This window comes from Ligilactobacillus ruminis ATCC 27782 (assembly GCF_000224985.1).
GTDB classification, from domain to species: domain Bacteria; phylum Bacillota; class Bacilli; order Lactobacillales; family Lactobacillaceae; genus Ligilactobacillus; species Ligilactobacillus ruminis.
This window is the reverse complement of sequence record NC_015975.1, coordinates 586,235-611,667: the sequence shown is the minus strand read 5'-3', so window position 1 is coordinate 611,667 and position 25,433 is coordinate 586,235. Positions and strand designations below refer to the sequence as shown.

Here is a 25,433-nt window from a genome sequence, read left to right as displayed (position 1 = left end):
AAATTATCATATTTTAAATATATCACCTTTTGTCTCTAAGATCCTCCCACTAAATGAAAAAGCAGGCCGCACCGCAACCTGCTTTTCCTATACATAATACGATTCCAACTCATCAATCGAAATATCAATTCCATGAACCTTAATATCATCAATCCGTTCAAAGTAAAATTTCTCAAGCATCCTGTTTCTGTCCTGCTTGATGGCAAAATGAATGCGACGATGGCAATTAGGACAGAGAGGAATAATGTTATCTGCAAAATCAATTGTGTACTCAAAGTCACATTGATGCTGCATGGGAATTAAATGATGACCCTCAACAAAGTTTTTATGCTCATTTTCAGAGATGAATGTTTTATGACTGCTGTCGTAGCAACATTTCCAACCGCTTCTATGCTTGGCTGCAAGCATTTCATGAGGATTGCGCGGATACTGGAGAATTGATGTTTGCACGGGTTTTTTTCTTGTGGGTTTCTTGAGTAATTTTATCTTGTAGCGCTCAGAAGGATTTTCTTTTATTTCATCGGCATTAACAACTTTTAATTGATCAAGATAATCAAGATAGCCGTTAATTGTAGCACTGTAAAAATTCTTCTTTTTTCTGTTAAGCTTGACAAAATCATTCATTTTGAAAAAAGCTTCAATTCCTGCAGCGGTTTTCTCTGATTCCAAGCTAGTTGGATATGATCCGTAAACTTCCTTGTAAAAAACAATTATCTTCATCAAATGGTTGCGATAAGACTGTGCCTTCCCGCTTGACTTATTGACCTTGCCGGCCTTAAATGACAAATCAGTCTGATAGTCAAAAAATCCTTCAAAGAAGTCCTTATACAGAGGATTATTCTTTACATAGAGATACCTTGGGTCTGTTCTGGCGTCAATTGGCACAAATACATTTTCCATTACTTTCCCCTCCACAACACAATTTCTTGACCCTAAGTATAGCACACATTACAGCCAAAAAATCAATGCACATCAGTCAAACCTCACCTTCCACTCATCCCCTGCCCTGTATGCCTCAAAGCACATGCGCACCTGCTCTTCGCTATTCTTGGCAACGGCAAGAGGGGGCTTCTGAAAACCAGTCAAAGCCGGTGGTCTCGATGTTTTTCTCGAAGCTTCCGCCGGTGACGTGGCAGAGGGTGAAGATCTTGCAGACACCGTATGCGTAGTGGGGAATGTTGTGCTTTCCCGGTCGTGCAACGGCGATGACGCTGTCGACTTCGGCGGCAATGTCGCGGATCCTTGCGCAGCGTTCAAGGTCGAAGTCGTCTCTGCCGGAGGTGAGCCCGGCCTGTGCCAGGCTCTGGAGTTCAATGATCATGTCGATCCACTTGTTTCTTCTCATACATATTCCTGCTTTCTTCTGCATCCCTCAACACCCCCGCCGCCTCTCTTCTGATGCGGGAGATGCGGAATCCGGTCTGTTCCGTCAACCGGGTCAGGTCCGCCTTGAGTTGTCCGGCCAGTCCACGGAGGATGATCCGGTCCTGAAGTTCATACGGCCGCGGGAACTTGTGGGAGGTTCCGGGAAACTCCAGCTCCTCCAGAAGAAATTCCCGCACTTCCCGTTCGTTCATGAAGGAACACAGGCTGACGCCACGGTGTATGCAGCGGGAGACAAGTTGTCCGCGCTCACGTTCGGAAGATGCGCGCACCTCGCTCACTGCCTTGTCGGAAGCAGCAGAAACGAACAAGGCAAATGAGCTGCAGGCCGGGTCTCCGCTCTGCATTTTCCGGCAGAAGGAAAGTTCTTCTTCGCTAAGGAGCGGCCTGCCGTCCTCTGATGTGACGGAGCCGGATTCGCTGAAGTGCCAGCTTCTCAGGCTGTGACAGGCGAAAATGTCAAGGGATGCGCGCTGTCCCGCGGCGGTGATTGCGCAGTCGAGACGGTCGGGAGTGACGTTGCCGATGATGTCGCCGGGGTTGTGGTAGTTTCTGAACTCGTAAGGGTGGCTTCTGATGTAGGCGCATTCTTCTGCGGACAGGATGGCGCTGATGTCCGGTCCGTTGAAGCAGGTGGAGGACATCCGTAACTTGACGGCAACGTAGATGGCAAGAGACGCTCCGAGGGAGTGGCCGGTCGTCGTGAACGTGCGTCCGCCGGCGGCTCGGTGCGCGAATTTCAGCGCAGAAACAGCCTGAGAGTCGCCGGATCCCCTGGCAGCAAGAAGTGCAGTTCCATCAAGGCCGAGCCTTGAGATGAGTTCCTGTACACGGGGATTTTCCGCAATGACCTCCTTGAGCCTGTCCCGGCCGTCATCAAGGGGGCTGTGCTCCCTGCCGAGGGCGATGAACTCGATGTCGGTCAGCGCATCCTTGATGTCTGCGGGGTCCGTTCCGCCATAGGCGATGACGAGTTCGTCCGGGGCGTCCCTTGGCGTCACTGCCAGCGCCTGAAGTCCGTTTTTCTCATTGCTTTCGACGTCTTCCACCACATACTTTCTGCCATGAATCGTGACCATTCTGCCCTTCCTGTACTGATGAGGAAACTTGCCCACGAAGTAGACGGCACGGGAAAGGTACCTGTACTGTTCGTCAGTGATTTCCGGCATCGGCGTCACCTCCTTCCTCCCGTTGTCTGACATGCGGCTTTCTTGTCCCTGAAAGCCGCTGGCTTAGGGAAAACGATTACACATTTGATTATAGCCTGTGGGAAGGGAGATTTCAATGTGGCGCATGACTGTGTGGAAGTCATGTCACGGTATCTGTAACCTGGAGGCTTGTTTTTTTGGGGGCGATCTCCATGGTTGGTGGAAATTACGCACGTTGCCCACCAAAACTGGAATTTTGACTTTCCTCACACTGCTAATATGAAGCCCCGCCGACACCAGACAGAAGCTTAGCTTACGGCTCATAACCACTCGAATCCACACATTCAAAAAAACGAGGCCGCAAAACGCAGCCTCGCCTGTCCTAGTCCATGATGAGGTAGGACTTGATCGTCCTTCTGTCCGCCATGTCCTGGTATGCCTGATTGATTTCATCCAGCGTATAGCTGTTCGTGAAGACTTTGCCGGGGTTGATCTGACCGTCAAGGACCGCCTTCAGCAAGACTTCCTTGTCATAGGTCGTCACCGAAGCAGGACCGCCGGCAAGCGTGACGTTTCGGTAGAACGTTTCTGCCGGATCCATCTTGGCGCCATGCGGCAGGCCGACGCGGCCGATGAAGCCGCCGGGACGAACGACGCCGAATGCCTGGTCGGTCGATCCTTGCGCGCCAACGCATTCAAGGACGGCATCGGCACCGCAGCCGCCCGTCAGTTTGAGAACCTTTTCGATGCCTTCTGTTCCGCGTTCAGCCACGACATCGGTTGCGCCCGATTCGAGCGCCATCTTCTGGCGATCTTCGTGACGGCTCATGATGATGATCTGTGAAGCTCCGAGCATCTTGGCGGCAATCACCGCACATTGACCGACGGCGCCGTCACCGACGACGACGACCTTGTCGCCTGGTTTGACGTGTGCGGTTTTAGCGGCGTGGTAGCCGGTTGCCATGACGTCGGCAAGCGTCAGCAGTGACTTGAGCATCCCTTCGCTGTAGTCGTCAGGAGAACCCGGCACTTTGACCAAAGCCCAGTCGGCGTGCTGGAAACGCAGGTAATGAGCCTGGGCGCCCTTGCTGAAATTATCGTCATGATCGACGCAAACGCCGTCAAAGCTTGCCAGACATGCGGGACAGTGTCCGCAGCCGTGCGTGAACGGCACGATGACGAAATCGCCAGGCTTGACAGTCGTCACGCTTTCTCCGACTTCTTCCACGATGCCGATTGCTTCGTGTCCGTCGTTGATCGAGTGCTTTTGCTTGCTGTCGCCGGCGGAATATGCCCAAAGGTCGGAGCCGCAGACGCATGAGCGGATGACGCGGATGACCGCATCGTCTGCTTTTTGAATCTTCGGCCTTTCCTGTTCAACGACACTCATTTTTCCCGATTCTTCATAATATGCAATTTTCATTAGATTCCACTCGCTTTCATGGTTTGATGACTCAATTATAAAACCTCAAGCTGACTTTAGGTCAAGCGTTTGCGTAATGAAAATGCAGAGCTTCGTTTGCAGTCCATGCTTTTTTAATCATTGCGATCTTGCGTTTTTTCTGAAAAATTCCTTTCAGAGCTCTGCATTTCAGAAAAATTCTAACCGTTTTTTAACTTACGTCATCCACTTTCAGTGTGCTAGGATAATCAATGTTGTATTTTTACGGAAATTGTGACAGTCAGGTCGCAGTAATGCGACGGTGGACCAGTCTCCCGATCTTTGCTTAAGCGAAAATCGACTGCACATGGATTGAGAGGAGAGATTTTTTTGGAAAATGCAGAAATGCGTATGAACACTGCAATTGTTGAAGTTGACCGTCCATGGCTTGCCATGTCATCCATGCTGATTGGTGCGTTCGTCGGAATGCTCAGCGAAACTTCCCTGAACATCGCCTTGCCGACGCTTGGCAGGGTCTTTTCAGTCGGAACCGGCACGCTGCAGTGGCTCGTGACAGGGTATATGCTGATGATCGGCATTGTGCTGCCGTTTTCAAGTCTGATTTCAAAGTGGTTTTCAACCCGTCAGATCATCATCTTCGCTTTGGCTGACTTCACGGTCGGGGCATTGATTTCCGGCTTTGCAAACAGCTTTGGCATGCTTTTGTTCGGACGGATGATTCAGGGAATCGGCACCGGACTGATTCTTCCGCTGATGTTCACGGTTGCGATGCTGATCTTCCCGCCGAAGAAGCTGGGACTTGCGATGGGCATCAACGCACTTGTCATCATGTTTGCACCGGCAATCGGACCGACCGTCACGGGCATCGTCCTCGGAGCCCTCTCATGGCGTGCCGTCTTCTTCATGTTTGCAATCATTTTACTTGTCGGACTTCTTTTTGCCTTCATCGGTCTGAAGAACGTCAGCCGCATCACCCGTCCGAAGATTGACCTGCCGTCAGTGCTGGGATCCGTCATCGGCTTCAGTTCCATTGTTGCAGGAACAAGTCTCGCATCAGAAGCCGGTTGGACTTCACCAAGAGTGCTCGGTCTTCTTGCCGTCGGCATCATCGTACTCGTCCTTTATGCAGGACGTCAGCTGAAGCTTGATGAACCGGTCCTGAACCTCAGAGTCTTCGCCAAGCCTGCCTTCCGGACCGGCGCCATCCTCGTCATGATTGATTTCGGCATCATTTTGTCCGCGATGTATCTCATGCCCCAGTTCATTCAAAATGCCATGCTGCTGCCGGTTGCGATGACCGGGCTCATCATGCTGCCAGGCGGCATCGTCAATGCCTTGGTCTCTGCATTTGCCGGGAGAATGTATGACCGCATGGGGGCCAAGCTGCTTGCTCGCTTGGGCTTCGTCATTGCCCTGATCGGTGTCTTGATGTTTTGTTTTGCAGACGCAAAGTCGTCTCTTGCCTATGTCATCGCTGCTCACGTCGTTTTGATGATCGGCTGTCCGCTTGCGATGTCGCCATCCCAGACGCATGCCTTGAATGCGCTGGCCGGTCCGGAATCTGCCGACGGTTCAACGATCATGAACACGCTACAGCAGATCGTCGGCGCAATTGCAACGGCGCTTGCGACGAGCTTTCTTGCGATGGGTCAGGCAGCTTTTCCGGCTTCAAGCGAAGCGCTTCGGTTTGAACACGGCGTTCGCTACGGTTTTTGCTTCACTTTGGCTTTGGCACTGATCGGATTTATCGTTTCGCTGCGCTTGAAGGATCGAACACAGAGCGAAGACGTTGATTTTGATTAATTAATGAATAAAAAAGCAGTCGGGTCATTGAACCTGGCTGCTTTTTCATTATTCCCTTTTCTGCCGCTTATTTTTGATCCGAATTGAAGTTTCTGACAAAGTCGATTGAATTGCGCTTGAATTTTGCTCATGATCTCATCAAGATTTCCGGACAAAGCAGCCGTTTTTGATGGTTTGTCCGTAAACAAAACTCATTTTACGGACAAACAGGCATTTTCCAGCGATTTGCCCGCAAATACCAGCCACGCTGAACAACCAAGCGCCGAATTTCCGTCCGATCTCTGCATTTTACGGCATAAAAAAACAAGCGCCAATTGACGCTTGTCTTTTAATCTTCAAGATTCTTGACCAAAACGCTGTCATGCTGCTCATCTTCTCCGAGCATGAAAACGTGGGTACCGACCTTTTTAAAACCATATTTCGTATAAAAGCGATAGGCGCGCTTGTTTTGCTCTTCGACTCCGAGCCACATCATGGGGCATTTGAGTTTACGCGCAACGGAAATGGCATGCTCCATCAAAGCCGCACCGATACCGTGACCGTGATATTCTTTCAAAGAATAAATTCTTTGTATCTCCAACGCATCCGGATAATCGGGTTCGGTTTGAGAATCAGCCCAGTTGACCTTGACGAATCCGACGGCATCATTGCCGTCAAGATAGAAGTAATAATCCGACGTCTCACACTCTATTTCTGATTTGAGCACGTCAAAATCATAGGCGGTCTCAAGATATTCCTTCATGTCTTCTTCACTGTTTTCGTAGGCAAAAGTGTCATAGAAAGTCTTTTTTGCCAGCTTTTGCAGCATCAAAACGTCTTCGTTCGTGTTGCTTGCTTTTCTGATCATGATTTATCCTCCATTTCGATAAAAATCCGTTTCAACGTAATGACTGTCACGATTACTGAAATAACGTCAGAAACCGGTTCTGCAATGTAGATGCCTTTCACGCCTGAAAATTTTGGCAAGATGAGTGCCAACGGAATCAGCAGGATGATTTTCCGCAGCGTGGCGATAAAAAGCGAAACATTCGCCTGTCCCAATGCGAGAAACGTCGCTTGACAAGCCGCCCGAATCACCCAAATCGCAATGCCTAAGAAAAAACTCGGCATGATTCGACATGTCAAAGCAACAAGTTCAGCATCGTTCGTAAACATTGAAGCATAAATGCCCGGACAAAAAATCGCAACGCCAGCCAAGATGAGCGTTCCCAGCAAGCACACGGAAACCAGGCGAACCACCGTTTCTTTCACGCGCAGCATGTCTTCTGCACCGTAGTTGCAGCTGATGATCGGCTGGACGCCTTGAGTAATGCCGTTGACCGGAATGACGATCAATTGCATGATGCTCATCAGAATCGACATCGAACCGACGTAAAGGTCGCCGCCGTAACGAGGCCAGTATTGAAAGTGATCGTCACCAAGCTTTCCGTGCTCTGCATGACGAACGGTGCAATGCCCCAAGCAGCGATTTTAAGGATCAAAGACTTGTCCGGCCTGACAAGTTTCAAGTACAGTACGCTTCTTTTCGACTTCAAAAACGAGACGACCCAGACTGCGCTGACAAACTGCGAGATGACCGTTGCAAGCTGTACCTCGCCTGCTCCGGCAAACGCACTGAACGCGGCAATCAAAGTGATGATTGGAAGCGTAACCCCCACGCCCGTCAAAGCCAGATTACCATCGCCCTGCATATGTCCGATGTAGATTCGATCGACGATATTGTACAAGACGTTGATCAGTTGTGTCAAACCCGTTGGCAGCGCCAATGAAAGTATCAGCCTGCCCAACGGAGCCGTTCCTAATTTCTCGTCATTTCTCATTCAACAGCTTCTTCCCAATTTGGATATACGAGTATTTTACCATTGCAAATGCGCAAAAAAAGTTTTGTCTCCCATATGTCGTTTGAATTAGTGTATAATGTAAACAGTTACTAAATTCAGGAGTTATAAATGATAAAGAAATTACGCGCAAAACATGTTCCGGAAACGGCTTATTTAATAATGTTTACGATTTTCTCGGCAGCTGCCTTCATTGAAGGAACGACTCTGACGCATGTTTTTGGCGTGGATCGATTGATGGCTTTGACATATCGCATCTACCAGCTTTCGGTTCTCGGCGTACTCGGAAAAATCTTCTTTTTGGACGACTCGACGAAAAAAACCAAAACAGGCATTTTCTTGACGCTTGCCGTGCTCTATTTCATCTGCCATCGTGCGCAGGCAATGGCGCCTTTTTTCATGGCCGTTTTCATCTTCGGTGCAGTCGGTGTCGATTGGAAGAAGATTCTGAAATGTTTCTTTTTCACTGGTCTGCTTTTGACGTGCCTTTCGCTTTTTGGCGCTTTGTTTCGCATAATTCCTAATATGGCACAGGCAAGAACGTATTTTGGCATCCCGTTCCGTCGTTTCAGCATGGGAATTGCGACTCCGACCGATTTTGCGGCGCATGTCTTTTCCTTGATGATGGCTTCTGTTTTGCTGCGAGATTTTAAGTGCGACAAAAAATGCCTGATTCGTCTTTCATTGATTGCTTTTCTGACGTTTGCTCTCACTGATGCGCGGCTTGACTTGATTTTAATGATTCTGCTGCTTTTGTGCACTGCATTTTATGATAAGATCAAAGCGTTCATCACGGCTTCCGGACCCGGCTTCTTTGGCATCATTATCGGCGGATATGCTCTGTTTGATCTTTGGATAACTCACGTCTACTATATGCCAAGCCGTTTCTGGGAAACTCTCGACCGCTTTTTGTCAAGCCGCTTGTTCTACGGCAACGTTGCCATGAAACAATGCCAGGTTCCGCCTCTTTTTGGGCGTTTCATCCCTCAAAACGGCAACGGACTCATGCTGAAACCCGGTGAGCGGTACTTTTTCATCGACTCGTCAATCGTTCGCATGTGGACCATGTTCGGCATCATCTTCACGATTTTGATGATCATGCTGACGGCATTTCTCATCATCCGCGGATTTTCGACAAAATACGTTCCGCTGTTAGTCATTTTAGCACTGATCGTGATTGAATCCGCAATCGATCATCATTTGTGGGACATATCCTACAACGTCTTGTTCGTTGCAGCTTTTGCCGACTGGAGCAGCCTGACTAAAAGGCAGCGCTGAATTCCTATTTTGTCGTCTGAATGAACTCATACGGCGTCGTCTGATAGACGTAATAATTCAGCCAGTTGGAATACAAGATATTGGCGTGCGATCTCCAGGTCAATAAGGGTTCTTTGGTGTCGTCGTCATCCGGATAATAATTTAAAGGCGGCTCAATCGGCAGGCCTTTTTCCTTGTCTCTCAAATATTCCCTTTGCAAAGTATAGCGATCGTATTCGGGATGGCCCATCACAAAGACCTGATGCCCGTCATTTGCAATCACAAGGTAGATTCCTGCTTCTTTTGACTCTGCCAAAACGGAAAGCTCAGGATGTTTCAAGACATCCTGTTTGTCGACTTCAGCATGACGCGAATGAGGCGCAAAGAAAACGTCGTCAAAACCACGAACGAGCGGAACTTTGCGATTCAACAGCCGGTGCTGATAAATACCGAAACGTTTTTCTTTCAACAGGTGCTTCTTGATCCCGTAATGATAGTACAGACCTGCCTGAGCGCCCCAACAAAGGTGCAGCGTCGAAGTGACGTGTTTTTTTGACCATTCCATGATTTTGCAAAGTTCGTCAAAATAGTCGACTTCCTCAAATTCCAACTGCTCAACGGGTGCTCCCGTAATAATCAGGCCGTCGAAATTCTTGGCGGAAATCTCGGAAAAAGGCTCGTAAAACCTGTTCAAGTGGCTGAGTGCCGTATGCGTCGATTCATGCGTTTCAAGCGACACGAAAGAAACGTCGACTTGCAGCGGCGTGTTCGACAAAGCCCTCAAAAGCTGCAGTTCAGTAGCCTCCTTCAAAGGCATCAGGTTCACGATTGCAATTTTGATCGGTCGAATGTCCTGATGAATCGCACGCGTTTCGTCCATTACGAAAATATTTTCCTGATTCAAGATCTCGCGCGCCGGAAGATCATGTTGTATTTTAATCGGCATCTTGCCTACCCCCTTGTATCTAAAACAAAAACGCCCCCGTGAAAGAACATCTTTCACAGGGACGCATCCTAGCGTGGTACCACCCATCTTCGCTGCATCATCCGCAGCCTTCTCCGGCACCGTCATGCCTGGGATTATATCGTATCCTCACGAACCTTGAGCTTTCACTCGCAGTTAAACTCAGAGCTCATCTTCAGCTTGTCTGACCCGCCTTCTTTCACCAGCCAAAGGCTCTCTTTGGAATCCGAGTCCGCCTACTCTTCTCGTCAACGTTTTGTTTTATATTATTGTTTATTGTCTGAAGTTTATACCCTTTTTATAATCTTGTCAACACTTTGAATGATACTGTAAAATGCAGCAAATAATCAGCCGTCTCGTCGATTGCAATCAAAAGACGGACAAAACGGTTATCTCTTTTTGCGTGACGACAACATCAAAAACGGCCATCTGCTCAAAAACAAGACAGCCGTTCCGATCGTTGACGAAGACTTCTCCGTCACCTATTATGCAATTTGTCTCAAAAGACGCAGCCACATTCTTGAGCGTTTCATGAACAGCAGGTTGCAGAATCAGGTCTAATGAACCTTTCTGCCGTTTTCAAACAGACTTCTCGTTGCCTGCCAAATGTACTTGGCAGTTTCGGCATCATTCATCGTGTACAGATGTATGCCGGCAACGATCGGCGTATTGATGTCCGCCAGCTCGCAGCATTCTCTGAAACGATAAAAACTTTCATTGTCAAAAAACATCTGCGTGATCAAACTGTCGACCGCCTGGTTCGGCATTTTCTTTAATTCAAGATGGAAACGGGAACTTTTTTCTCAAGCTTTCTTGCGATATTTATTGATGATAACATCTCTTCCCTTGACTAGCATTGTCTTCTTGCCGACGAAATCAAAGCCGCACTTCATGATGACGCGGTTGCTTGCCAGGTTTTGCTCTTCTGCTTCAATCCTGATTTCAGGAAAGCCTTCTTCAAGCAAATAATCGCTAAACCCTTTGAAGGCTTCCGTCATATAGCCTTTGCCCCAGTATCTTCTTCCCAAAACGTATCCGATGACCGGCACCTCGTCTTCATAACCGACGACATCGATCATGCCGATCAGTCCGTCGGTTTCCTTAAGGCAGATGCCGTATCGATGGCACTTCTCATCCTCGTAGGCACGCATCCATTCCGCAATGATCTTCTTGGTCACGTCGACGCTTTCGTGAGCGTCCCAAGTCAGATAACGCGTGACTTCAGGATCATTTGCCCACGTTTCATAGATTCTCATTGCATCATGCTCGTCCAGCCTGCGCAGATAAAGCCTGTTCGTTTCGACTGCTTTTTTCGGCGAAACCCATTCATAAAGTTCTGCGCCCTTTTCACCGATGTCATCGTAAAAAAGTTCGGTTTGCTTGACAAGCGCAAAGCCGTTCTTGCGATATAATTTTCCGGCGGAATCGTTGCCTTCGATCACGTCGAGGTGAATCGCTTTTCTTGCCCTGGATTTTATCACAGAAAGCATCGAAGAAGCGATGCCCTGCCCCCTGAATTCCGGCGAAACGGCAAACAGATGCAGCACGCAGACATCTTTTGTTTCCTTCCAGTCCGCATGATTGTATGCATCATCGTCGCCGTCTGACAAAATTCCCGCTGCTGCGATTTTTCCATCGATGCGTCCGAGCAGAAACAGCCGATTTGCGATCGCATACTCGAGATCGTCACGACACGGATATTGCCCCCAGTGCCAGCCAGGCGAATATTTGTCAACTTTTTGCTGCTCGCAAACCTTTTCATAAAAAATGCAGAGCTCTGACAAATCATTTTTTGTTGCTTGAACTATTTCCAAAATAAACTACCCCTTCTTGCCAAAATGCCTTGGTAAATCCTGCCTCTTCCTGCGAATTTTTCTGGCAATGCGCTCCGTTGCATGCGTCAGATGCCTTAAAATCGAATCGGCCGCAAACATGAAGACGACGACCATCAAAAAATCGGCCCTTGACAGCGGACTGATTGCAAAAAGATGCTTCAAAAACAAGAAGCAAAAGACCAGACCCGCAACGTTGAGCCATAGAATTGCCCACTTTTTCTTATTGAACGGCCGACTGATCCGAACCAAAACGATCAGCCCGATCGCACCCAAAAGCAGAGTCGCCATCGTCGAAATCTCATCATCGGAAATGCCGAAAATCTTGCCGCAGACCACAAGCGCAGCAACCGAAACCATATCGGTCAATCCGGCCGGAAAAGCCTTGATGAACACGTTCGTCAAAAAATGCCCCTTGATTCGGTCTTTGGTCGGCTCAAGTGCCAGCAAAAAGCCGGGAACGCCGATCGTAAATCCCGTCACCAAGGAAATCTGCGAAGGCTCAAGCGGGTACGTAAACATCAAAACAGCCGAAAAGACCGCCATCAGCAGCGAGAAAATATTCTTGACCAAAAACAGGCTTGCCGACCGCTGGATGTTATTGACGACTTGTCTTCCTTCAAGCACGACGTTTGGCATGTGCACGAAATCGGAATCAAGCAGGACGACCTGCGCAACTTGTGCGGTTGCCTCGCTGCCGGATGCCATCGCAACGCTGCAATCCGCATCCTTCATCGCTAAAATATCGTTGACGCCGTCGCCCGTCATCGCGACGGTATGCCCGTTTTTTTGCAGAGCGGATACGAAAGCCTGCTTTTGCTTCGGAGTCACGCGTCCGAAGACCGTTTTTGTCTCAAGCGCCTCTTCCACTTGCGCGTCGGTTGTCAAAGTCGAAGCATCGACGTAATTTCTGGCCCCATCGATTCCGGCCTGTTCGGAAATTTCGGAAACGGTTTTCGGATTGTCGCCCGAAATGACCTTGATCGCAACTTTTTGTTTTTTAAAATATTGAAACGTCTGCTTGGCGTTTTGACGAATCGGATTCTCAAAAATCACATAGGCCAACGGCTCAACGCTGCCCGAAAGGCCATGTTCAAGCTCAGTGCCGTCATACTTCGCAAACAAAAGCGCACGGTACCCCTTATCCGTATACGGCAAAATTTTATCTTCGATTTTTTCAAATTCAGAGCGCATGATGAACTCCGGTGCCCCTAACAAGTACGTTGCATCATTGAAAATTATTCCGCCATACTTTGTCGAAGACGTAAACGGAACAACCTTTAGAGCAGCATGTTTTTGCTCTGCATCTTCCGGGATAAACGACTGCAGCGCCTGCATCGTCGCATTGTTGTCCTTTGAGGCAAGCACGTAGTCCGTCAGCCTTTCAGTGACGTCTTCTTCTTCAAAGACGACTTTCTTGACTTTCATCTCAGGTTCAGTAATTGTTCCGGTCTTGTCGACGCACAAAACGTCAACGCGAGCCAACGTTTCGATGCTTTTCATGTCATGCAGCAAAACCTTGCGTTTCGAAAGCCTCATCGTGCTCAAGGCCAAGGCAACCGTCGTCAAAAGATACAGTCCTTCGGGAATCATCCCTAAAACGGCCGCAACCATTGACGTAATGCTCTTTTGAAACGTGACGCCGTTTAAAAAGAAGCTTTGGTAAAACAAAATGACCCCGATCGGAATAATGACGATTCCGACCCACTTGATGATTTCATTGATCGAACGTACCATCTCAGACTGTTCATAACCGTCAATCGTTTTGGCTTCCGACGTTAATTTTGATATGTAGGACTCGTTTCCGACCTTGTCCAGGCGCGCATAGCACCTTCCCGAAACGACGAAACTGCCGGAAAGAAGCGTATCTCCTTTTTTCTTGTCAATTTCATCCGACTCGCCCGTCAAAAGCGATTCGTTGACCTGAACGTTTCCTTCAAGCACCGTCGCATCCGCACAAACCTGCTCGCCGGCCGAAAGAAGCACGACATCGTCCTGCACCAGTTCTTCAGACTTGACCTTGCTTTCTTTTCCATCACGCACGACGATTGCATGCGGAGCATTCAGCAGGTTCATTTTGTCAAGTGTTTTTTTTGCGCGCCATTCCTGAATGATTCCGATGATGATGTTCCACAAAATAATCGGCAAAAAGGTCAGATTGCGAAACGATCCGACGATGCACAAAAGCACCGTGATCACCAGGAAGATCAAGTTGAAATACGTCAAAGTATTGCTCAAAATGATCTGCTTGACGGTCAGTCCGGTCGAAGCGTCCGACTGATTGGTTTTTCCGGCGTTGATTCGTTCTTTGACTTCTTTTTGAGTCAAGCCACCGTATCTAGCATCTTCCATCCATAAACTTCCTTTCGAAAAGCTTCTAAGTAAATAATAACTCAAGTTACGTCAAAACGCCTATAAGAATGCATTAAGATTGGGTTTCGCCAGGCAAATCCTTTCATGTTGCCGATAAAAAACAGGACTTCTGAGAATACCGGGGTTCAAAAGTCCTGTTTTGCAATTTGTTCATTTATATGAAAAAGCTGCCTGCAAAGCTTGACAGGGCACCAGAGTCACGGGGTTTCCGGCCAGACATTTAAACATACAGTGCGCAGACATCGATTAACTTCTCGCTTCAAACTTTAATTTCAGCACCAAGCCCAATGCAATCAAGGTTATCGCCAAAATAAGCACGATCGAAATGCGACTGCCGACCATGCTGCCGTTTGACATCGTTTTTTGAGCCCAGCCGAAGATGACGGAAACGACAGTTGTCGAAAGTGCTCCGGAAAACTGCTGCAAAGTATTCAAAACGCTGTTGCCGTCGATTGATTCTTCGCGTTCCAATTGACTGAGACTTGTCGCAACCAGACTGCTTGTCGCAAGCCCCATGCCGATCTTTGTGGCAACGTCGCCGCACAAAAGCAGTTTCACCCCTGCATTTGGCAAGACAAAGGCCAAAAAAGCCAATCCCAAAGATGCAAGCGTCATTCCGAAGACAATCGGTTTGAAATAACCTAATTCATCCATCAATCGACCGGAAACCGGTGCGAGAAAAGCCACGAACGTTGCGCCCGGAAGCATGAACAGCCCTGCCGTGACGGTATTTTGATGCAACCCGATCTGAAGATAATTCGGGAAAATGAATGAGATGCCAAGCGCGATGGCCTGCGTGACCAAAGCACCATACATGAACCAGACGAAGCGATGATTGGAAAAGACGTTCAGACTGATGAGACGCTTCTTTTTGTTGGAAAAATAAAACATCAAAAGCGCCATGATGCTGAGCAAAAGCAGCCAAAGCGAAAAACGCTCGATGGCAACTAGCAAAAGCGCCAAACCCAATGCCAAAAAGAAGTATCCGCCAAAATTGAAACCGGTCTTTGTTTCAATTTTTCGCTGAGGAATCGACATGATTCCGACGACAAAAGAAATCGCAAGAATCGGCACGAGAAACAGGAAAATCTTGTTCCAGTCAAAATGATGCAGAATAATTCCGCCATAGGTCGGACCGATTGCCGGCGCAAAGCAGGTCGTCATCGTGGCCACGCCGACCATGAAACCGCGTTTTTCCAACGGAACGTGCTCCAAAATAATGTGCATCGCAAGCGGCAAGGCAAGTCCGGTGCCGATTCCCTGAAGGATGCGACCGGCTAACAACAGTTCGAAATTTCCCGCAATCGAATCCAAAATCACGCCAAGCAGAAAAAAAAGATTTGAACTGACAAACAGATTTTTTTCGGAAACGTTTCGAATCAAATAGGCTGACAACGGAATGCTGATGGCAACCGTCAGCAGATTGGCAGTCGTCACCCATTGAATCAGTCCTGCATCGATTCCGAACTGCTTCATGAGCGTCGGAAAAGTCACGTTCATCGACGTTTCGATCAAAACGCCGCAAAAGCTCATAATCGTCGTTGAGACGACTGCTGGCATTACGTGCCACTTTTTCTTTGTTGTCATATTTTTACCTCGAATTCCAGAAATTACGCATAAAATTCATGATACGCTACAAAGGTCAGCCAAGTCAAGCAAAATACGAACGTTATCCGGCAATCATCATCTTTTTTGGTAAGTCTCATCAAAATGCTGAAAACCGCGAATCTCAAAGAAAACGTCCCTGCGCCAAAAACAGGCGCAATGATTGCCGAAGTCCGTTTTGTCTGCAAGCTCATTTTACGGGAAAATCCCTGTTTTTCACGTTTTGCCCGTAACCGCCCGTCTTGTTTTACGGGCAAATCCCAGTTTTCCACGTTTTGCCCGTAATTGAAACTTTTGCCAAATCCAGCGTTGCGCATCGCGGGCTTGCCAAACAGCTGCGAATCTGCTCAACCCGACCGCCGTCAGCGTGATGCGGATACTGCATTTTTCAAATAACAAAGATTTTCCCCGCACGCCGAAAATACAGGAAAAGCCTTTTCATAACTATAACAATTGCGCAAACAAACGCATGATCATTCGACTCAGGCGATGAGGCGCGCTCCACTTGACGCTGTACTTTTCAGTAACTTCGCGACACTGCTTGAACGTTTCGTCAAAATCTTCCTTAATCGAAAGAACGGCCGGCACGTCCGTCATAAAACATCCATTTTCAAAATGATGATACAAGCTGCGGTAATCAAGATTAATCGTTCCGCACGTCGCCAGGCAATCGTCTGCCACGCTCATTTTGGCGTGGCAAAAACCAGGCTTCCATTCAAAAATGCGCACGCCTTTTTCCGCAAGCACGTTGTAAAGCAGATAATAGTTTCACTGGGTCTGCGATAGTTGGTTGATTTCAAAACACAACTGGTCAGAAATCCTTTCTGAGTTCTTAATATGAATAGCATCAGAAAGTTTGACGACGTCTTTGCTCAAGGTCTTCCCTGCTTGAACGACTTTTTGACTTTTGCCTGATCAATCAGGTAGTCTTGCTACATTTCAAGCAGTTCCGTAATCGAATCTTCGGATGCCGCCAGGCCGATTAAACTGATTCCCATGCTAATCACAATATGCATAGCGGTGCTTTGCCAAGACGAAGACAGTTTTGCAAAATACAGTGCACGCAGCCTCAAAGCTCTGCATTTTTCATCAGACAACGTCCGCAAAAAGTTGACCCTGGTGCTATAATTGAAATTGTTGACTAAAACAAGAAAGGCCAAGACAATGTCAAAAGAAGATTTTGAAACAATCAAAACAAAAGACGGCATGGTTGATATAAAATACTATCATGACCTTGCACAACAAAAACATCAGGAGCACGAAAAATTTCTTGCGACTTTGCGAAAGAAGAAACCTAAGCACCTCGATAAAATCGTCAAAGAAACGCACCAGGAAATTTTTGACGTCGTTGACTGCACGAAATGCGCCAACTGCTGCAAAGATCTGGGGCCGTTGTTCACCGAGGCGGATATTGAAAGAATCGCCAAGGCTTTCAGAATGCACCTCGGTCATTTTGAAGATGCATACCTTCGCGTCGACGAGGACGGCGACAAAGTTTTCAAATGCATGCCGTGTCCGTTTCTCGGCTCAGACAACCTTTGCACGATTTACCCGATTCGTCCCAAGGCATGTCGCGAGTTTCCGCACACGGATCGCAAAAAGATCTATCAGATCAACCATTTGACGATTCAAAACACGCTCTACTGTCCCGCAGCTTACCTCTTCGTTGAAAGGCTGAAGGAAAAACTCGGCTACTGATGTCCGCATCGTTAGAATTAACCGCTAAATTGACGGGACTCGATTATTCCGGCGAAATCGTCGCTTGCGGCGTATCCTGTACGCTCAGAAACGATGACGAAAAGCAACAGAAATTGATTCAAAGAGCCGCTGATCAGACAGAAAGATTATCAGCATTGATAAATAATCTCTGATAAAAAAGAGACTGAGAAAAAACGATGCCTCAAATTGAAAACTCGGATGATTTGCGCTTTATTGCAATTCTCATCCGAGTTTTTGGTTTTAGTCATAGCTTTTGCAGAAGATATTTCAGCTTCTCCATCTCATCATCAGACAAGGTTATGCCCTTGCCCATCTTTGCATGCTCAGGTGCCCAATCGCGAATGTCGTATTTGGGAGTGCCACCGTTCCATGAAATTTTGTTCAGTTCCTTTGTCCACCCTTTTGAACTTTTGGAAATAACGCCAAGATGTTCAATGATTTCATATTTGAATTCTGCCATTTTGATCACCATCCTTGGCACAAGCATATCCTACTTTGAACTAAATTGCAAAACCGAATTTACTGCATTTATCATCAAAAAAAGCCAGGAATCCCTGACCCAAAAACTTGAACCTTCCTTCAAACCGGCTAAAATTTTTATGCGTGCTCACGTTTATAATTGATTGCTCCGTGCCCGCTTTTAGCATAAGCATTCAGAATCGTTTCCGATTCGACCTTCTTTATAAAATCCATTTTCTTCCCCGTTTTCCGCACTTTTTGCCAAATCCCCCTTTGATTTGACGTTTATGCTGAAATCAACCTAATAATTGCTTGGTCCTGATTCTCCCTTTCCCTGTCATGTTCGCTTCTTAATGCCCCCGCATCAAAGAAATGCCCCGTTTAACCTTGTTTCCCGCAGCAAGACTGATATCCTCTTTTCCCCAAATCATTTGGATAAAGTCATCGCATTGAATACATCTTCAAACCTTTTTTGAAAATCACTCCTTCCTTGTAGCAAGGATTCGACATGTTCATTTTGCCCAGTTGAATCCAACTCCCTAAAAGAGCAAACTTAAACGAATCAATCGTTTGATCTCGTTTCCTTTCTTGTATCGTTGCTACATTTTGAGTATAATATTCTTGCTTATTTTAATATATATTCACTAATCGGAATTAAATGTTCTTATTTCACTATTATGGGGAATTACGGAGGAAATCATGGGGAAAAAATCAACCAGAGAAAATAAAACGATTTTTCAAATTTGCAGAGAAGAAAAGAATCTGACCCGCGAGACAGCCAGCGAAAAAATGGCCGGAGTTTCAGCGTCTCGCATCGAAAAGATTGAATATGAACAACAGGAACCAACGCCTTACGATATTTTGCAGATGGCGCATTGCTACGGTCGCCCTGATTTATGCAATTACTACTGTTCGCATAAGTGCAACATCGGCAAAAAGTACGTTCCTGAAGTTTCAATTACCGAGTTGTCAAGCATCATCTTGGAAACCGTCGCAAGCCTGAACGAAATTGAGCCTTTGATGGGACGACTGATTCAAATCACCCGTGACGGCAAAATCACTGATGATGAAATCAAAGATTTTGCATTTATCAGCAACAAGCTTGACGGAATTTCGCTTGCGGTCGATTCGCTCAATCTTTGGGTCGATAAGACCGCCAGCGAAAACAACATCAACATCAAATTGCTCGAATTGGAAAAAGCAAAGCTGAAGTAGTCAGTTTCAAAATGTCTGGAAACCCAGGCATTTTTATTTTTGCCATTAAATGCAGTAACTCACATCAACAAAAAAGACCGATTCCAACGATTATCTTGTCGGCATCAGTCCTTTTATTGATTATTCAGCTGCTTGTCCGCTTTCTGCCTCGACAATTTCTGCTTGCGTTTCTTTTGCCAGAAATTTGTCACCTGCAAGTTTACGATAAAACAGCGCATTTGTCATTTGGATATATGGAGCTATCCATAAAAAGCCAATTCCGAGCGTGACGAATCCAAGCAGGATCCATCCCAAAAATGACAGCTGAAGGACAAAGTATTCCATCTTGTGTCCTTTCATCAATTCTTTGCTGGCATTGATAGCTTGCGTGCCTTTGACTTCGTAACCGCTGTCGACAATGTCTTTTGCGATATAAAATGCCTGTGAATAAGACAATGTTTTAATAATTCCAGGGACTATCAGCAGTATTGTCCACAATGTAATGAAGATCCAGTTTAAAATGTAGGTCAAAAACACCGAAATGAATCTGCCGTTGTTAAATCCCAAAAACAGGGCATTGAAAATATTTTCTTCTTTGTTGTCGTCAACAATCTGCAAGAATGCGTACGACGGTCCTATGACCACCAATCCGACAACTGCTGTCGTAATAAATGATGCCTTTGGATCAATAATCCCCATAACGATGAAAACTGCCGCAATCAACAACGTCAGGATTGCTCCATAGCTTCTGTTTCCTTTTAAAAGTTCTTTAGCCTGCTTTTTTAATTCTGCTCTTGTCATGTTAATTTATCCTCCAGTTAAAACCTAAACATCCCTAATTTTATCCTTTGCTAAATGCAGAGCTGCTTATTTATTGTAGCTTGCATCGTCTGAAACCTTGTTATTGGCAACTTGAATCATTTTTCTACTTTCCGTTTCAGAATATGCTTCAAGTTTTTCAAGCGATTTATTAACCCCTTCTAATAATGAAATTGCATATCAAATATTATGACTAATATTCTAAGACGCCTCTTGACGTCTCGTCTGCTCAAAAGAAACGAAAGCCTTGACATCATCCTTCCTGTCAGCATTCATCATAGACATCACCCCCCCTTCAATGCATCTTTTTGACTTTGGTTGATCAGATCAACAAGATACTTCGTCGTTATCCTTTTCCATGTCTCGCTTGTTCCCGAAAACGGCATGAACAAATCATTTTTATCACGCAAGCATAAATTATCGGCTAAAAAATAATGATGCTTGTAGACGGACAATTCAGATTAAATGAATATAATTATTCGCATAATTAAACAGCATGATTTTTTAAACTACAATATTTGAGAATAAAAAAAACGCCGGTCAAAATTGATTTTGACTAGCGCGATTCTAAGATTACACATGTTTTTTTCGCATTTTGCAGATTTTGTCGAAGCACGCTTTTCCGACATACCCGCAAAAGATGCCGACCAAAATTCCTCCCAAAACATCGGTCGGATAGTGAACATAAAGATACATCCTTGAAAATGCGATCAAAATTGCCAACGCAAGCGCTGCCTTCCAAATTTTCCTTTCACCCGAAAAATATAGTGCGGACACCGCCGCAAAAGATGCCGACGTATGTCCCGAAGGAAAAGAATACCCTAAAGGCCTTGGAATCAACAGGTTGATCGCAGTATTCACATCGCATGGTCTTGGCCTTACAAAAATATTTTTCAAAATAACGTTGCACAAAATCGAATCCAAAATCACGGCCACCATTACCACCAAGCCGATCTTTCTTGTTTTGGGAATCAAAATCAAAACCAGCGCAAGCATTACCCATGCTATCGAAAAATTTCCAAGGCTTGTGACAAATCGCATCGCCTCGTCTAAAAAAGGCGTTCTCAAATGTTGAATCAGATTTAAGATTTCAATTTCCAATGCTTTTTCTTCTTTCTTTTATTTTCTGCATCCCAAACAGATTTTTAAAATTTCGCTATCCATATTTCTTCATTTTTCCTGCTCTTTAACGTCGAAAACGTTTATATTATATATTCAATTTAAGTTTTAGTCCATTGAAAAATGCAGAGCTCCAATCAACATTTTCTGCACTGCATTTTACAAGCTCATATCTGATTTTCAACTTGAATGGAAGTCATGATAATGAACACGGACTGAATCGATTCTATGATTCGCTTGACGAGCTCAAAATTTCTGACATTCTTGAAGATGATTGCTTGGCAAAACGTTCAACTTGCGAATGACTTTGTCCGGCATTTTTTCATATGTGAGACTCTTTTGCCGAATGCAGTGCTGCGCATCGCATGAGCAATCATTGCGCCAAGTAAGTATTACGTCCAAAGGCCCCATTTCTGATGATTCGCCCGTAAGCAAAAGAGATTTTGCCAAATAAAGCGCCAGCTCAATCGGTGCCTGGAAGAAGAAATAATTTGCACAAATCGGGAGTTGACTAGTTCTTCTGACAGCATCAAGCTATTACATATTTTTCCTTCAAATTATTCAACATATTGAATCTTATAATACCTTCAACCTGCATCCTTCCGACGACAATCCCTGGAGCAATTCCTTGCTTTTGAGCAAATTGGAGCACGCTTTTCTCTGAATAATCATTCCCGTTCTTAAATCTTTCAAAATCATCGTTCGGTATAAGAATGTCTCTGGCCCACATATCAGCTTTTTTCTCGTCATCTTCAGTCGTTCCGTTCGGCTGACCTATATGACCAAGAACAATATGCGCCAATTCATGGAATAAGCTGAACCAAAATTTGTCAGCATCCTTCCCTCTTGCCGTCATTCCGACAACAATCTTTTTACCATCCCAAAAAGTAGCACCGTGCAAGAAGGATCCTTTTAGATGCGGAAGAAACACCAGGGCTATCCCACACTCGTTCAAAACACTCCGTAACAGCGGACAAAATTCTTTCGGTTTAAGCAAAGTCATCTTTCGTATCTCAGGCATCTCTGAAATCAGCTTCTTTATATTGATTGGGGAAGTCTGAACATGACATGCTTCTATCTTTGCTTCTTGAGCCCATGCCATCAAGGTCAAATCGCTTTTTTCCGTAATTGCAAGTCTCCTGCATGCAATTCTTGTAATCTGTTTGTTTTCAAGCAACGCAAGACTTACGACACCAAAATATTTCCTAAGATAAGATACTTTCTCACTAACTTTTCTGGTTTCAGGAACCCAGCCTAATTTTGCCATTTCACTGTAAGGGAAATTCCTGGCTATTTCAGCATCTGCATCTTTTGCATTTTCATCTTCTGCCTTAACGATCTTCTCACGGTATATCGCCTCAAGATTATTCCAGAACTTTGCCGGAATTCCTAAAACCATTTCCAACTTCAATGCAGTTTCAGGAGTAAGTGCCACTTCGCCATTTATAAGCCTGCTGATATGTTTTTCCGACATGTCCATTCTGACCGCAAACTCCTTTTGACTCATTCCTCTGTCATTTAATTGTTCTTTGATTGTTGCTCCAGGTGGCGTTGCAATATAGCTACGACTCCTCACCATAGTAACGACTACCTCCTCACCATGTTTCATCAATTCAATGATAATCAACTATTTCTAAAATATTGGCAATCTGAATTTCATTTCCTTGTTTTTCAAAGACCAGTCTATTCGGATGAACCAAATCCATGGCATACTGTCCCTTCCTGTTTGAAGTCAAGGAATGGCATCGTCCAATGTGAAATTGCACCATCATCTCTACCGTATCAGAAGCTGATATTTGATCTATGCGCTGATGTATTTTATCAGCCATTTCATTGCCATACTCTTTCTTCGCAAATTTTGCATTCGTACAAACCTTTTCGAGTTTCTTATTTCTGTACGTAATTTCCAAAGCATCACCTGCTTTATGAATTTACCTGTTAGGTAAATTTACTATAGCACAGGAACGTCTATCTGTCAAAAACAAAATTTACCTGATAGGTAAATTTTTTCTCAGTGAGTCGGTAGGCTATATGATTAAATGTGGAAAATATTTTAAATACAACACTTGAAAATCGATACGCTCAAATATTATAAAATGCCCCAGCAACAAGATGGATATTTGTTGTTGGAGCATTCTTTTTATGTTTTACGTTCGGTAGGATGTTGTAGAGAGCGGTTGTAAAATGTAGGAAATCGTCGGTTTAAAATTGTCGAATTGCTCACATTTTTTGTATACTCCCTTTATTGATAATTTTAGGAGTGAGTATATTGAGAGAGGATATTATTAAAGCAATGCAGAGGTTCGTAAGACCAAATTGCAGTGCAATTGACAGTTGATCCTTGAACCTTCAATATGGTTATATCGGAAATTAAACCATCTGACGATAATAAATACACAAGAATATTCTTCAAAGGCCACAAAATCGGAAATACAATCTGACCGACGAGCTTTTTCTCTATAATCCTAACGACCAACGCAAAGTTTTGTGCTTCAAAAATTGATGTCTAATAACCTACATTTCAAACATCACATCGTCCAACGAGTAGCAACCAACGACCTACAATGCCGTTAAGATTAGGAACATATCCGAACAACTTCTTATTTTGTTTTTTCTCCATACCATCCTTATTCAAAAGTTCGTCTAAATATTAGGTGCAGCAATCAATATCCTCGATATTTATGCAACATATCCGACAACTCACAGTTCAAAATGATAAATTGACGCATATACTCCTCCGTAATATAAAACTGTCTACCTGTGCCACGTTCCTTGGTCGCAAGAATTTGTTCACCATCAGTTGATGTAATACGAAACCCATGAATAATACGGTTCCTCATCTCTACTATTTTACCGAACTTCTTTGCAATATTCGGACCAGCTTTTTTCGTAATCGTCTTATCCACGTCAGCGATCAGCCGTCCCGATTCTTTGTCAGTCAATTCATCCCACGAATAGGAATTGTCAGTGTGCAGAATGTTTTCAATTATAAATCCATTGTTTGAACTAAAAACGGATAATGACTTACCGAGAAGCAACATATAATTTTCTGTCGGCAACGATATCCACGTAAATGATTTATCACACATTACCTATTTTACCTCCTCACGATTATCGAAAAATTCCAGATACTGCTTGTACTTTTGCATAATCATATTCTTGACATACTGCTTCATATAGTCGCAATCAGGTTCGCCATAATCATCGAAGGGAAACTTGAAGAAAATCAGCTTCACCACTAGTTTGTCCTTCCTTGTGTCGGATAATATCTCAACGCTCTCGATGTATTTTTTGCATATCTCCTACTCGCTGTAATTTGCCCACTTGCTGAGCATGTGTTTCTTATATATCACTTTGCGGTATCAACAGCCCATGATGCTCGTCATGTCTAGACCGTCCATATCATCCTAATGCCCTCAGTGGCAACGATGATTCTGAACCAGAACCGTTTGAAGACATGACGTAATCGACATACGATCCATCCTTGATTTACCTGAGCATCCGCTTGAACTTGGTGCATCCCTCAATTTACTTCTCACTACAACCTTCGTCCGAAATAGGCGGATATATCAGCTCGGTGTCCGCACAATAAAAGTGAATCTCACTGCTCATCCAACGAAAAAGCGTCAACCTGCGTCCCCGTACTCACACGGGTATAGCAATAGGAACTCTTTTTCTTCTTTGTTTCCTGTGTTTATGTTTGAGTTTTTCACTTAACTATGGCTAACCAATCAGTGACTTGATGGCTGTCTGAACAAACGGAAGTACAATGCTTGCGATTTCCGCCGAACTCTTGGCGATAGATGCCACCTTCTCTAGCTTTTCAGCAAACTTCTCCTTGTTTTTGTCTTTCGCCGCTTTTTCAAGATTTTTTACAGCCTCTTGGGCATCGTCCTTCAACTTCTGCTCTATATCGAGATCGAGAAGCGCCCCCACTGTTGCGCCTATGGTCACATCCCCTATCTCTGCTTCTGCATTTGCCTTTGCAGAAACGTTGTTATTTATGACTGGCGCAACACTTATACTCTGAATTCTTTCATCCATTCGTTCTTGGAACCATCCATTGGCATATATGCGTCCTTCATCCGTCACTGTGACCAAATATGGCGAATCATCTGCCCATTGTACATTCAGCAACCCACACCGTGAAAGTTCTGAATAGTACGTATCCTTGTCAAAATCAACTGACACGAATGCATGTCTATCTTCGGACTTCCTTTTTTCTTCATCTTGCACAGCGAGATACATCATCAGACCATCGGCTTCATCACTTACTGGTTTGAACCATCTTCTAGCTTTTCGTGCTTTATCGTAGTGTTCCGAACCTGCCGGAAGCATTGACTGGAACATAACAAGGCTATGCTCCCAGTCTGTCTGCATCTCAATCATCCTTTGATTTTTCAAGGCAATGAATGCCTCTGAAATTCCAAGGTTTGTAAAATCCCTTGTGTTTGAATCTTGATTCATCCATGCATAGGCAAGTGCAGCTTCTTGGATAAGGCTCAACCCATTCATGAT

At 45.3% G+C, this 25,433-nt stretch carries 29 protein-coding genes and 1 pseudogene; 7 read left to right on the top strand and 23 right to left on the bottom strand.

The annotated features are described in order from the left end of the window. Positions 1-87: 87 nt before the first annotated feature. The 4 genes from LRC_RS03040 to LRC_RS03025 form a co-directional block, all read right to left on the bottom strand. On the bottom strand, positions 88-900 hold the full coding sequence (locus LRC_RS03040) for an HNH endonuclease (protein ID WP_041819894.1): 813 nt from the start codon (positions 898-900) through the stop codon (positions 88-90). Between the two features lie 142 nt (positions 901-1,042). Next, a complete protein-coding gene (locus LRC_RS03035; protein ID WP_420805673.1) occupies positions 1,043-1,345 on the bottom strand; it encodes an NUDIX hydrolase in 303 nt (100 codons plus the stop codon). Further along, on the bottom strand, positions 1,311-2,552 hold the full coding sequence (locus tag LRC_RS03030; protein WP_014073098.1) for a lipase: 1,242 nt from the start codon (positions 2,550-2,552) through the stop codon (positions 1,311-1,313). Before LRC_RS03030 ends, LRC_RS03035 begins: the two co-directional genes overlap by 35 nt. Positions 2,553-2,913: 361 nt before the next feature. After that, positions 2,914-3,954, bottom strand: a complete 1,041-nt coding sequence (locus LRC_RS03025; protein ID WP_014073097.1) for a zinc-binding dehydrogenase — start codon at positions 3,952-3,954, stop codon at positions 2,914-2,916. Between the two features lie 369 nt (positions 3,955-4,323). Here LRC_RS03025 and LRC_RS03020 point away from each other — a divergent pair, with 369 nt between their 5' ends. Together LRC_RS03020 and LRC_RS11170 are read left to right on the top strand one after the other, a co-directional pair. Continuing rightward, positions 4,324-5,736, top strand: coding sequence for a DHA2 family efflux MFS transporter permease subunit (locus LRC_RS03020; RefSeq protein WP_014073096.1), 1,413 nt, complete (start codon positions 4,324-4,326; stop codon positions 5,734-5,736). 129 nt (positions 5,737-5,865) lie between these two features. After that, on the top strand, positions 5,866-6,054 hold the full coding sequence (locus tag LRC_RS11170) for a hypothetical protein (protein WP_143455472.1): 189 nt from the start codon (positions 5,866-5,868) through the stop codon (positions 6,052-6,054). Positions 6,055-6,064: 10 nt separating this feature from the next. Here the strand turns inward: LRC_RS11170 and LRC_RS03010 are convergent, their stop codons facing one another. From LRC_RS03010 to LRC_RS11855, 3 genes are read right to left on the bottom strand one after another with little or no spacing between them, the layout of a single operon-like run. Continuing rightward, positions 6,065-6,583, bottom strand: a complete 519-nt coding sequence (locus LRC_RS03010; RefSeq protein WP_014073095.1) for a GNAT family N-acetyltransferase — start codon at positions 6,581-6,583, stop codon at positions 6,065-6,067. Next, positions 6,580-7,086 carry an MATE family efflux transporter gene (locus LRC_RS11860; RefSeq protein WP_241531299.1) on the bottom strand — a complete coding sequence of 169 codons (507 nt, stop codon included), beginning with the start codon at positions 7,084-7,086 and terminating at the stop codon, positions 6,580-6,582. Before LRC_RS11860 ends, LRC_RS03010 begins: the two co-directional genes overlap by 4 nt. After that, positions 7,086-7,556: a hypothetical protein gene (locus LRC_RS11855; protein WP_241531300.1), complete on the bottom strand. Its 471-nt coding sequence runs from the start codon at positions 7,554-7,556 to the stop codon at positions 7,086-7,088. Before LRC_RS11855 ends, LRC_RS11860 begins: the two co-directional genes overlap by 1 nt. 129 nt (positions 7,557-7,685) lie before the next feature. Between LRC_RS11855 and LRC_RS03000 the strand changes: the two genes are divergently transcribed. Continuing rightward, the gene (locus LRC_RS03000) at positions 7,686-8,852 is read left to right on the top strand and encodes a hypothetical protein (RefSeq protein WP_014073094.1); all 1,167 of its coding nucleotides are present in this window, start codon (positions 7,686-7,688) and stop codon (positions 8,850-8,852) included. Between the two features lie 4 nt (positions 8,853-8,856). Here LRC_RS03000 and metA read toward each other — a convergent pair whose 3' ends face one another. Then, positions 8,857-9,777 carry a homoserine O-acetyltransferase MetA gene (gene metA / locus LRC_RS02995; protein ID WP_014073093.1) on the bottom strand — a complete coding sequence of 307 codons (921 nt, stop codon included), beginning with the start codon at positions 9,775-9,777 and terminating at the stop codon, positions 8,857-8,859. Positions 9,778-10,158: 381 nt separating this feature from the next. Between metA and LRC_RS02990 the strand changes: the two genes are divergently transcribed. Next, on the top strand, positions 10,159-10,356 hold the full coding sequence (locus LRC_RS02990) for a hypothetical protein (protein WP_014073092.1): 198 nt from the start codon (positions 10,159-10,161) through the stop codon (positions 10,354-10,356). Here LRC_RS02990 and LRC_RS02985 read toward each other — a convergent pair. The 6 genes and pseudogenes from LRC_RS02985 to LRC_RS02955 form a co-directional block, all read right to left on the bottom strand. Continuing rightward, a pseudogene (locus tag LRC_RS02985) lies at positions 10,353-10,571 on the bottom strand (methylenetetrahydrofolate reductase); the annotation flags it as partial. The gene LRC_RS02990 and the pseudogene LRC_RS02985 overlap by 4 nt on opposite strands. A 27-nt stretch (positions 10,572-10,598) precedes the next feature. Continuing rightward, positions 10,599-11,609: a GNAT family N-acetyltransferase gene (locus LRC_RS02980; RefSeq protein WP_014073090.1), complete on the bottom strand. Its 1,011-nt coding sequence runs from the start codon at positions 11,607-11,609 to the stop codon at positions 10,599-10,601. A gap of 6 nt (positions 11,610-11,615) precedes the next feature. Next, positions 11,616-13,979 carry a cation-translocating P-type ATPase gene (locus LRC_RS02975; protein WP_014073089.1) on the bottom strand — a complete coding sequence of 788 codons (2,364 nt, stop codon included), beginning with the start codon at positions 13,977-13,979 and terminating at the stop codon, positions 11,616-11,618. 267 nt (positions 13,980-14,246) lie between these two features. Further along, on the bottom strand, positions 14,247-15,587 hold the full coding sequence (locus LRC_RS02970) for an MFS transporter (RefSeq protein WP_014073088.1): 1,341 nt from the start codon (positions 15,585-15,587) through the stop codon (positions 14,247-14,249). Between the two features lie 23 nt (positions 15,588-15,610). Beyond that, positions 15,611-15,922 carry a hypothetical protein gene (locus LRC_RS11850; protein ID WP_258414518.1) on the bottom strand — a complete coding sequence of 104 codons (312 nt, stop codon included), beginning with the start codon at positions 15,920-15,922 and terminating at the stop codon, positions 15,611-15,613. A gap of 127 nt (positions 15,923-16,049) precedes the next feature. Further along, the gene (locus tag LRC_RS02955; RefSeq protein ID WP_014073086.1) at positions 16,050-16,352 is read right to left on the bottom strand and encodes a phospholipase D-like domain-containing protein; all 303 of its coding nucleotides are present in this window, start codon (positions 16,350-16,352) and stop codon (positions 16,050-16,052) included. A gap of 459 nt (positions 16,353-16,811) precedes the next feature. Between LRC_RS02955 and LRC_RS02950 the strand changes: the two genes are divergently transcribed. Together LRC_RS02950 and LRC_RS11535 are read left to right on the top strand one after the other, a co-directional pair. Continuing rightward, positions 16,812-17,303, top strand: a complete 492-nt coding sequence (locus LRC_RS02950; protein WP_014073085.1) for a YkgJ family cysteine cluster protein — start codon at positions 16,812-16,814, stop codon at positions 17,301-17,303. After that, a complete protein-coding gene (locus tag LRC_RS11535) occupies positions 17,303-17,476 on the top strand; it encodes a hypothetical protein (RefSeq protein ID WP_014073084.1) in 174 nt (57 codons plus the stop codon). The genes LRC_RS02950 and LRC_RS11535 overlap by 1 nt, the downstream gene beginning before the upstream one ends. 92 nt (positions 17,477-17,568) lie before the next feature. Here the strand turns inward: LRC_RS11535 and LRC_RS02945 are convergent, their stop codons facing one another. Then, the gene (locus LRC_RS02945) at positions 17,569-17,784 is read right to left on the bottom strand and encodes a YdbC family protein (protein WP_041819884.1); all 216 of its coding nucleotides are present in this window, start codon (positions 17,782-17,784) and stop codon (positions 17,569-17,571) included. Positions 17,785-18,482: 698 nt separating this feature from the next. Between LRC_RS02945 and LRC_RS02940 the strand changes: the two genes are divergently transcribed. Beyond that, complete coding sequence (locus LRC_RS02940; protein ID WP_014073082.1) at positions 18,483-18,998, top strand: helix-turn-helix domain-containing protein; 516 nt, start codon at positions 18,483-18,485, stop codon at positions 18,996-18,998. 120 nt (positions 18,999-19,118) lie between these two features. Here LRC_RS02940 and LRC_RS02935 read toward each other — a convergent pair whose 3' ends face one another. From LRC_RS02935 to LRC_RS02905, 8 genes are all read right to left on the bottom strand, one after another. Then, a complete protein-coding gene (locus LRC_RS02935; RefSeq protein ID WP_014073081.1) occupies positions 19,119-19,778 on the bottom strand; it encodes a DUF975 family protein in 660 nt (219 codons plus the stop codon). Positions 19,779-20,080: 302 nt separating this feature from the next. Beyond that, positions 20,081-20,206: a hypothetical protein gene (locus tag LRC_RS11845; protein WP_258414516.1), complete on the bottom strand. Its 126-nt coding sequence runs from the start codon at positions 20,204-20,206 to the stop codon at positions 20,081-20,083. A 163-nt stretch (positions 20,207-20,369) separates the two neighbouring features. Continuing rightward, positions 20,370-20,897: a phosphatase PAP2 family protein gene (locus LRC_RS02930; RefSeq protein ID WP_014073080.1), complete on the bottom strand. Its 528-nt coding sequence runs from the start codon at positions 20,895-20,897 to the stop codon at positions 20,370-20,372. Positions 20,898-21,444: 547 nt separating this feature from the next. Beyond that, the gene (locus LRC_RS02920) at positions 21,445-22,542 is read right to left on the bottom strand and encodes a HigA family addiction module antitoxin (protein ID WP_196776579.1); all 1,098 of its coding nucleotides are present in this window, start codon (positions 22,540-22,542) and stop codon (positions 21,445-21,447) included. Beyond that, on the bottom strand, positions 22,529-22,825 hold the full coding sequence (locus LRC_RS02915) for a type II toxin-antitoxin system RelE/ParE family toxin (protein WP_014073078.1): 297 nt from the start codon (positions 22,823-22,825) through the stop codon (positions 22,529-22,531). The genes LRC_RS02920 and LRC_RS02915 overlap by 14 nt, the downstream gene beginning before the upstream one ends. A 753-nt stretch (positions 22,826-23,578) precedes the next feature. Then, a complete protein-coding gene (locus LRC_RS02910) occupies positions 23,579-24,004 on the bottom strand; it encodes a hypothetical protein (protein WP_014073077.1) in 426 nt (141 codons plus the stop codon). A gap of 3 nt (positions 24,005-24,007) precedes the next feature. Then, a complete protein-coding gene (locus LRC_RS11530) occupies positions 24,008-24,154 on the bottom strand; it encodes a hypothetical protein (protein ID WP_155400498.1) in 147 nt (48 codons plus the stop codon). A 484-nt stretch (positions 24,155-24,638) separates the two neighbouring features. Then, on the bottom strand, positions 24,639-25,430 hold the full coding sequence (locus tag LRC_RS02905; RefSeq protein WP_014073076.1) for a hypothetical protein: 792 nt from the start codon (positions 25,428-25,430) through the stop codon (positions 24,639-24,641). Between the last annotated feature and the right edge of the window lie 3 nt (positions 25,431-25,433).

Bases quoted from the DNA above. Each gene is read 5' to 3' on its own strand.
- LRC_RS02905 (WP_014073076.1), bottom strand. From the start codon at position 25,430: ATGAATGGGTTGAGCCTTATCCAAGAAGCTGCACTTGCCTATGCATGG.
- LRC_RS03035 (WP_420805673.1), bottom strand. From the start codon at position 1,345: ATGAGAAGAAACAAGTGGATCGACATGATCATTGAACTCCAGAGCCTG.
- LRC_RS11860 (WP_241531299.1), bottom strand. From the start codon at position 7,086: ATGAGCATCATGCAATTGATCGTCATTCCGGTCAACGGCATTACTCAA.
- LRC_RS02935 (WP_014073081.1), bottom strand. From the start codon at position 19,778: ATGACAAGAGCAGAATTAAAAAAGCAGGCTAAAGAACTTTTAAAAGGA.
- LRC_RS02970 (WP_014073088.1), bottom strand. From the start codon at position 15,587: ATGACAACAAAGAAAAAGTGGCACGTAATGCCAGCAGTCGTCTCAACG.
- LRC_RS11850 (WP_258414518.1), bottom strand. From the start codon at position 15,922: ATGCGCAACGCTGGATTTGGCAAAAGTTTCAATTACGGGCAAAACGTG.
- LRC_RS03025 (WP_014073097.1), bottom strand. From the start codon at position 3,954: ATGAAAATTGCATATTATGAAGAATCGGGAAAAATGAGTGTCGTTGAA.
- LRC_RS03010 (WP_014073095.1), bottom strand. From the start codon at position 6,583: ATGATCAGAAAAGCAAGCAACACGAACGAAGACGTTTTGATGCTGCAA.
- LRC_RS11170 (WP_143455472.1), top strand. From the start codon at position 5,866: ATGATCTCATCAAGATTTCCGGACAAAGCAGCCGTTTTTGATGGTTTG.
- LRC_RS02950 (WP_014073085.1), top strand. From the start codon at position 16,812: ATGGTTGATATAAAATACTATCATGACCTTGCACAACAAAAACATCAG.
- LRC_RS02940 (WP_014073082.1), top strand. From the start codon at position 18,483: ATGGGGAAAAAATCAACCAGAGAAAATAAAACGATTTTTCAAATTTGC.
- LRC_RS02945 (WP_041819884.1), bottom strand. From the start codon at position 17,784: ATGGCAGAATTCAAATATGAAATCATTGAACATCTTGGCGTTATTTCC.
- LRC_RS11855 (WP_241531300.1), bottom strand. From the start codon at position 7,556: ATGAGAAATGACGAGAAATTAGGAACGGCTCCGTTGGGCAGGCTGATA.
- LRC_RS03040 (WP_041819894.1), bottom strand. From the start codon at position 900: ATGGAAAATGTATTTGTGCCAATTGACGCCAGAACAGACCCAAGGTAT.
- LRC_RS03000 (WP_014073094.1), top strand. From the start codon at position 7,686: ATGATAAAGAAATTACGCGCAAAACATGTTCCGGAAACGGCTTATTTA.
- LRC_RS02910 (WP_014073077.1), bottom strand. From the start codon at position 24,004: ATGTGTGATAAATCATTTACGTGGATATCGTTGCCGACAGAAAATTAT.
- metA (WP_014073093.1), bottom strand. From the start codon at position 9,777: ATGCCGATTAAAATACAACATGATCTTCCGGCGCGCGAGATCTTGAAT.
- LRC_RS11535 (WP_014073084.1), top strand. From the start codon at position 17,303: ATGTCCGCATCGTTAGAATTAACCGCTAAATTGACGGGACTCGATTAT.
- LRC_RS03020 (WP_014073096.1), top strand. From the start codon at position 4,324: ATGAACACTGCAATTGTTGAAGTTGACCGTCCATGGCTTGCCATGTCA.
- LRC_RS03030 (WP_014073098.1), bottom strand. From the start codon at position 2,552: ATGCCGGAAATCACTGACGAACAGTACAGGTACCTTTCCCGTGCCGTC.
- LRC_RS02975 (WP_014073089.1), bottom strand. From the start codon at position 13,979: ATGGAAGATGCTAGATACGGTGGCTTGACTCAAAAAGAAGTCAAAGAA.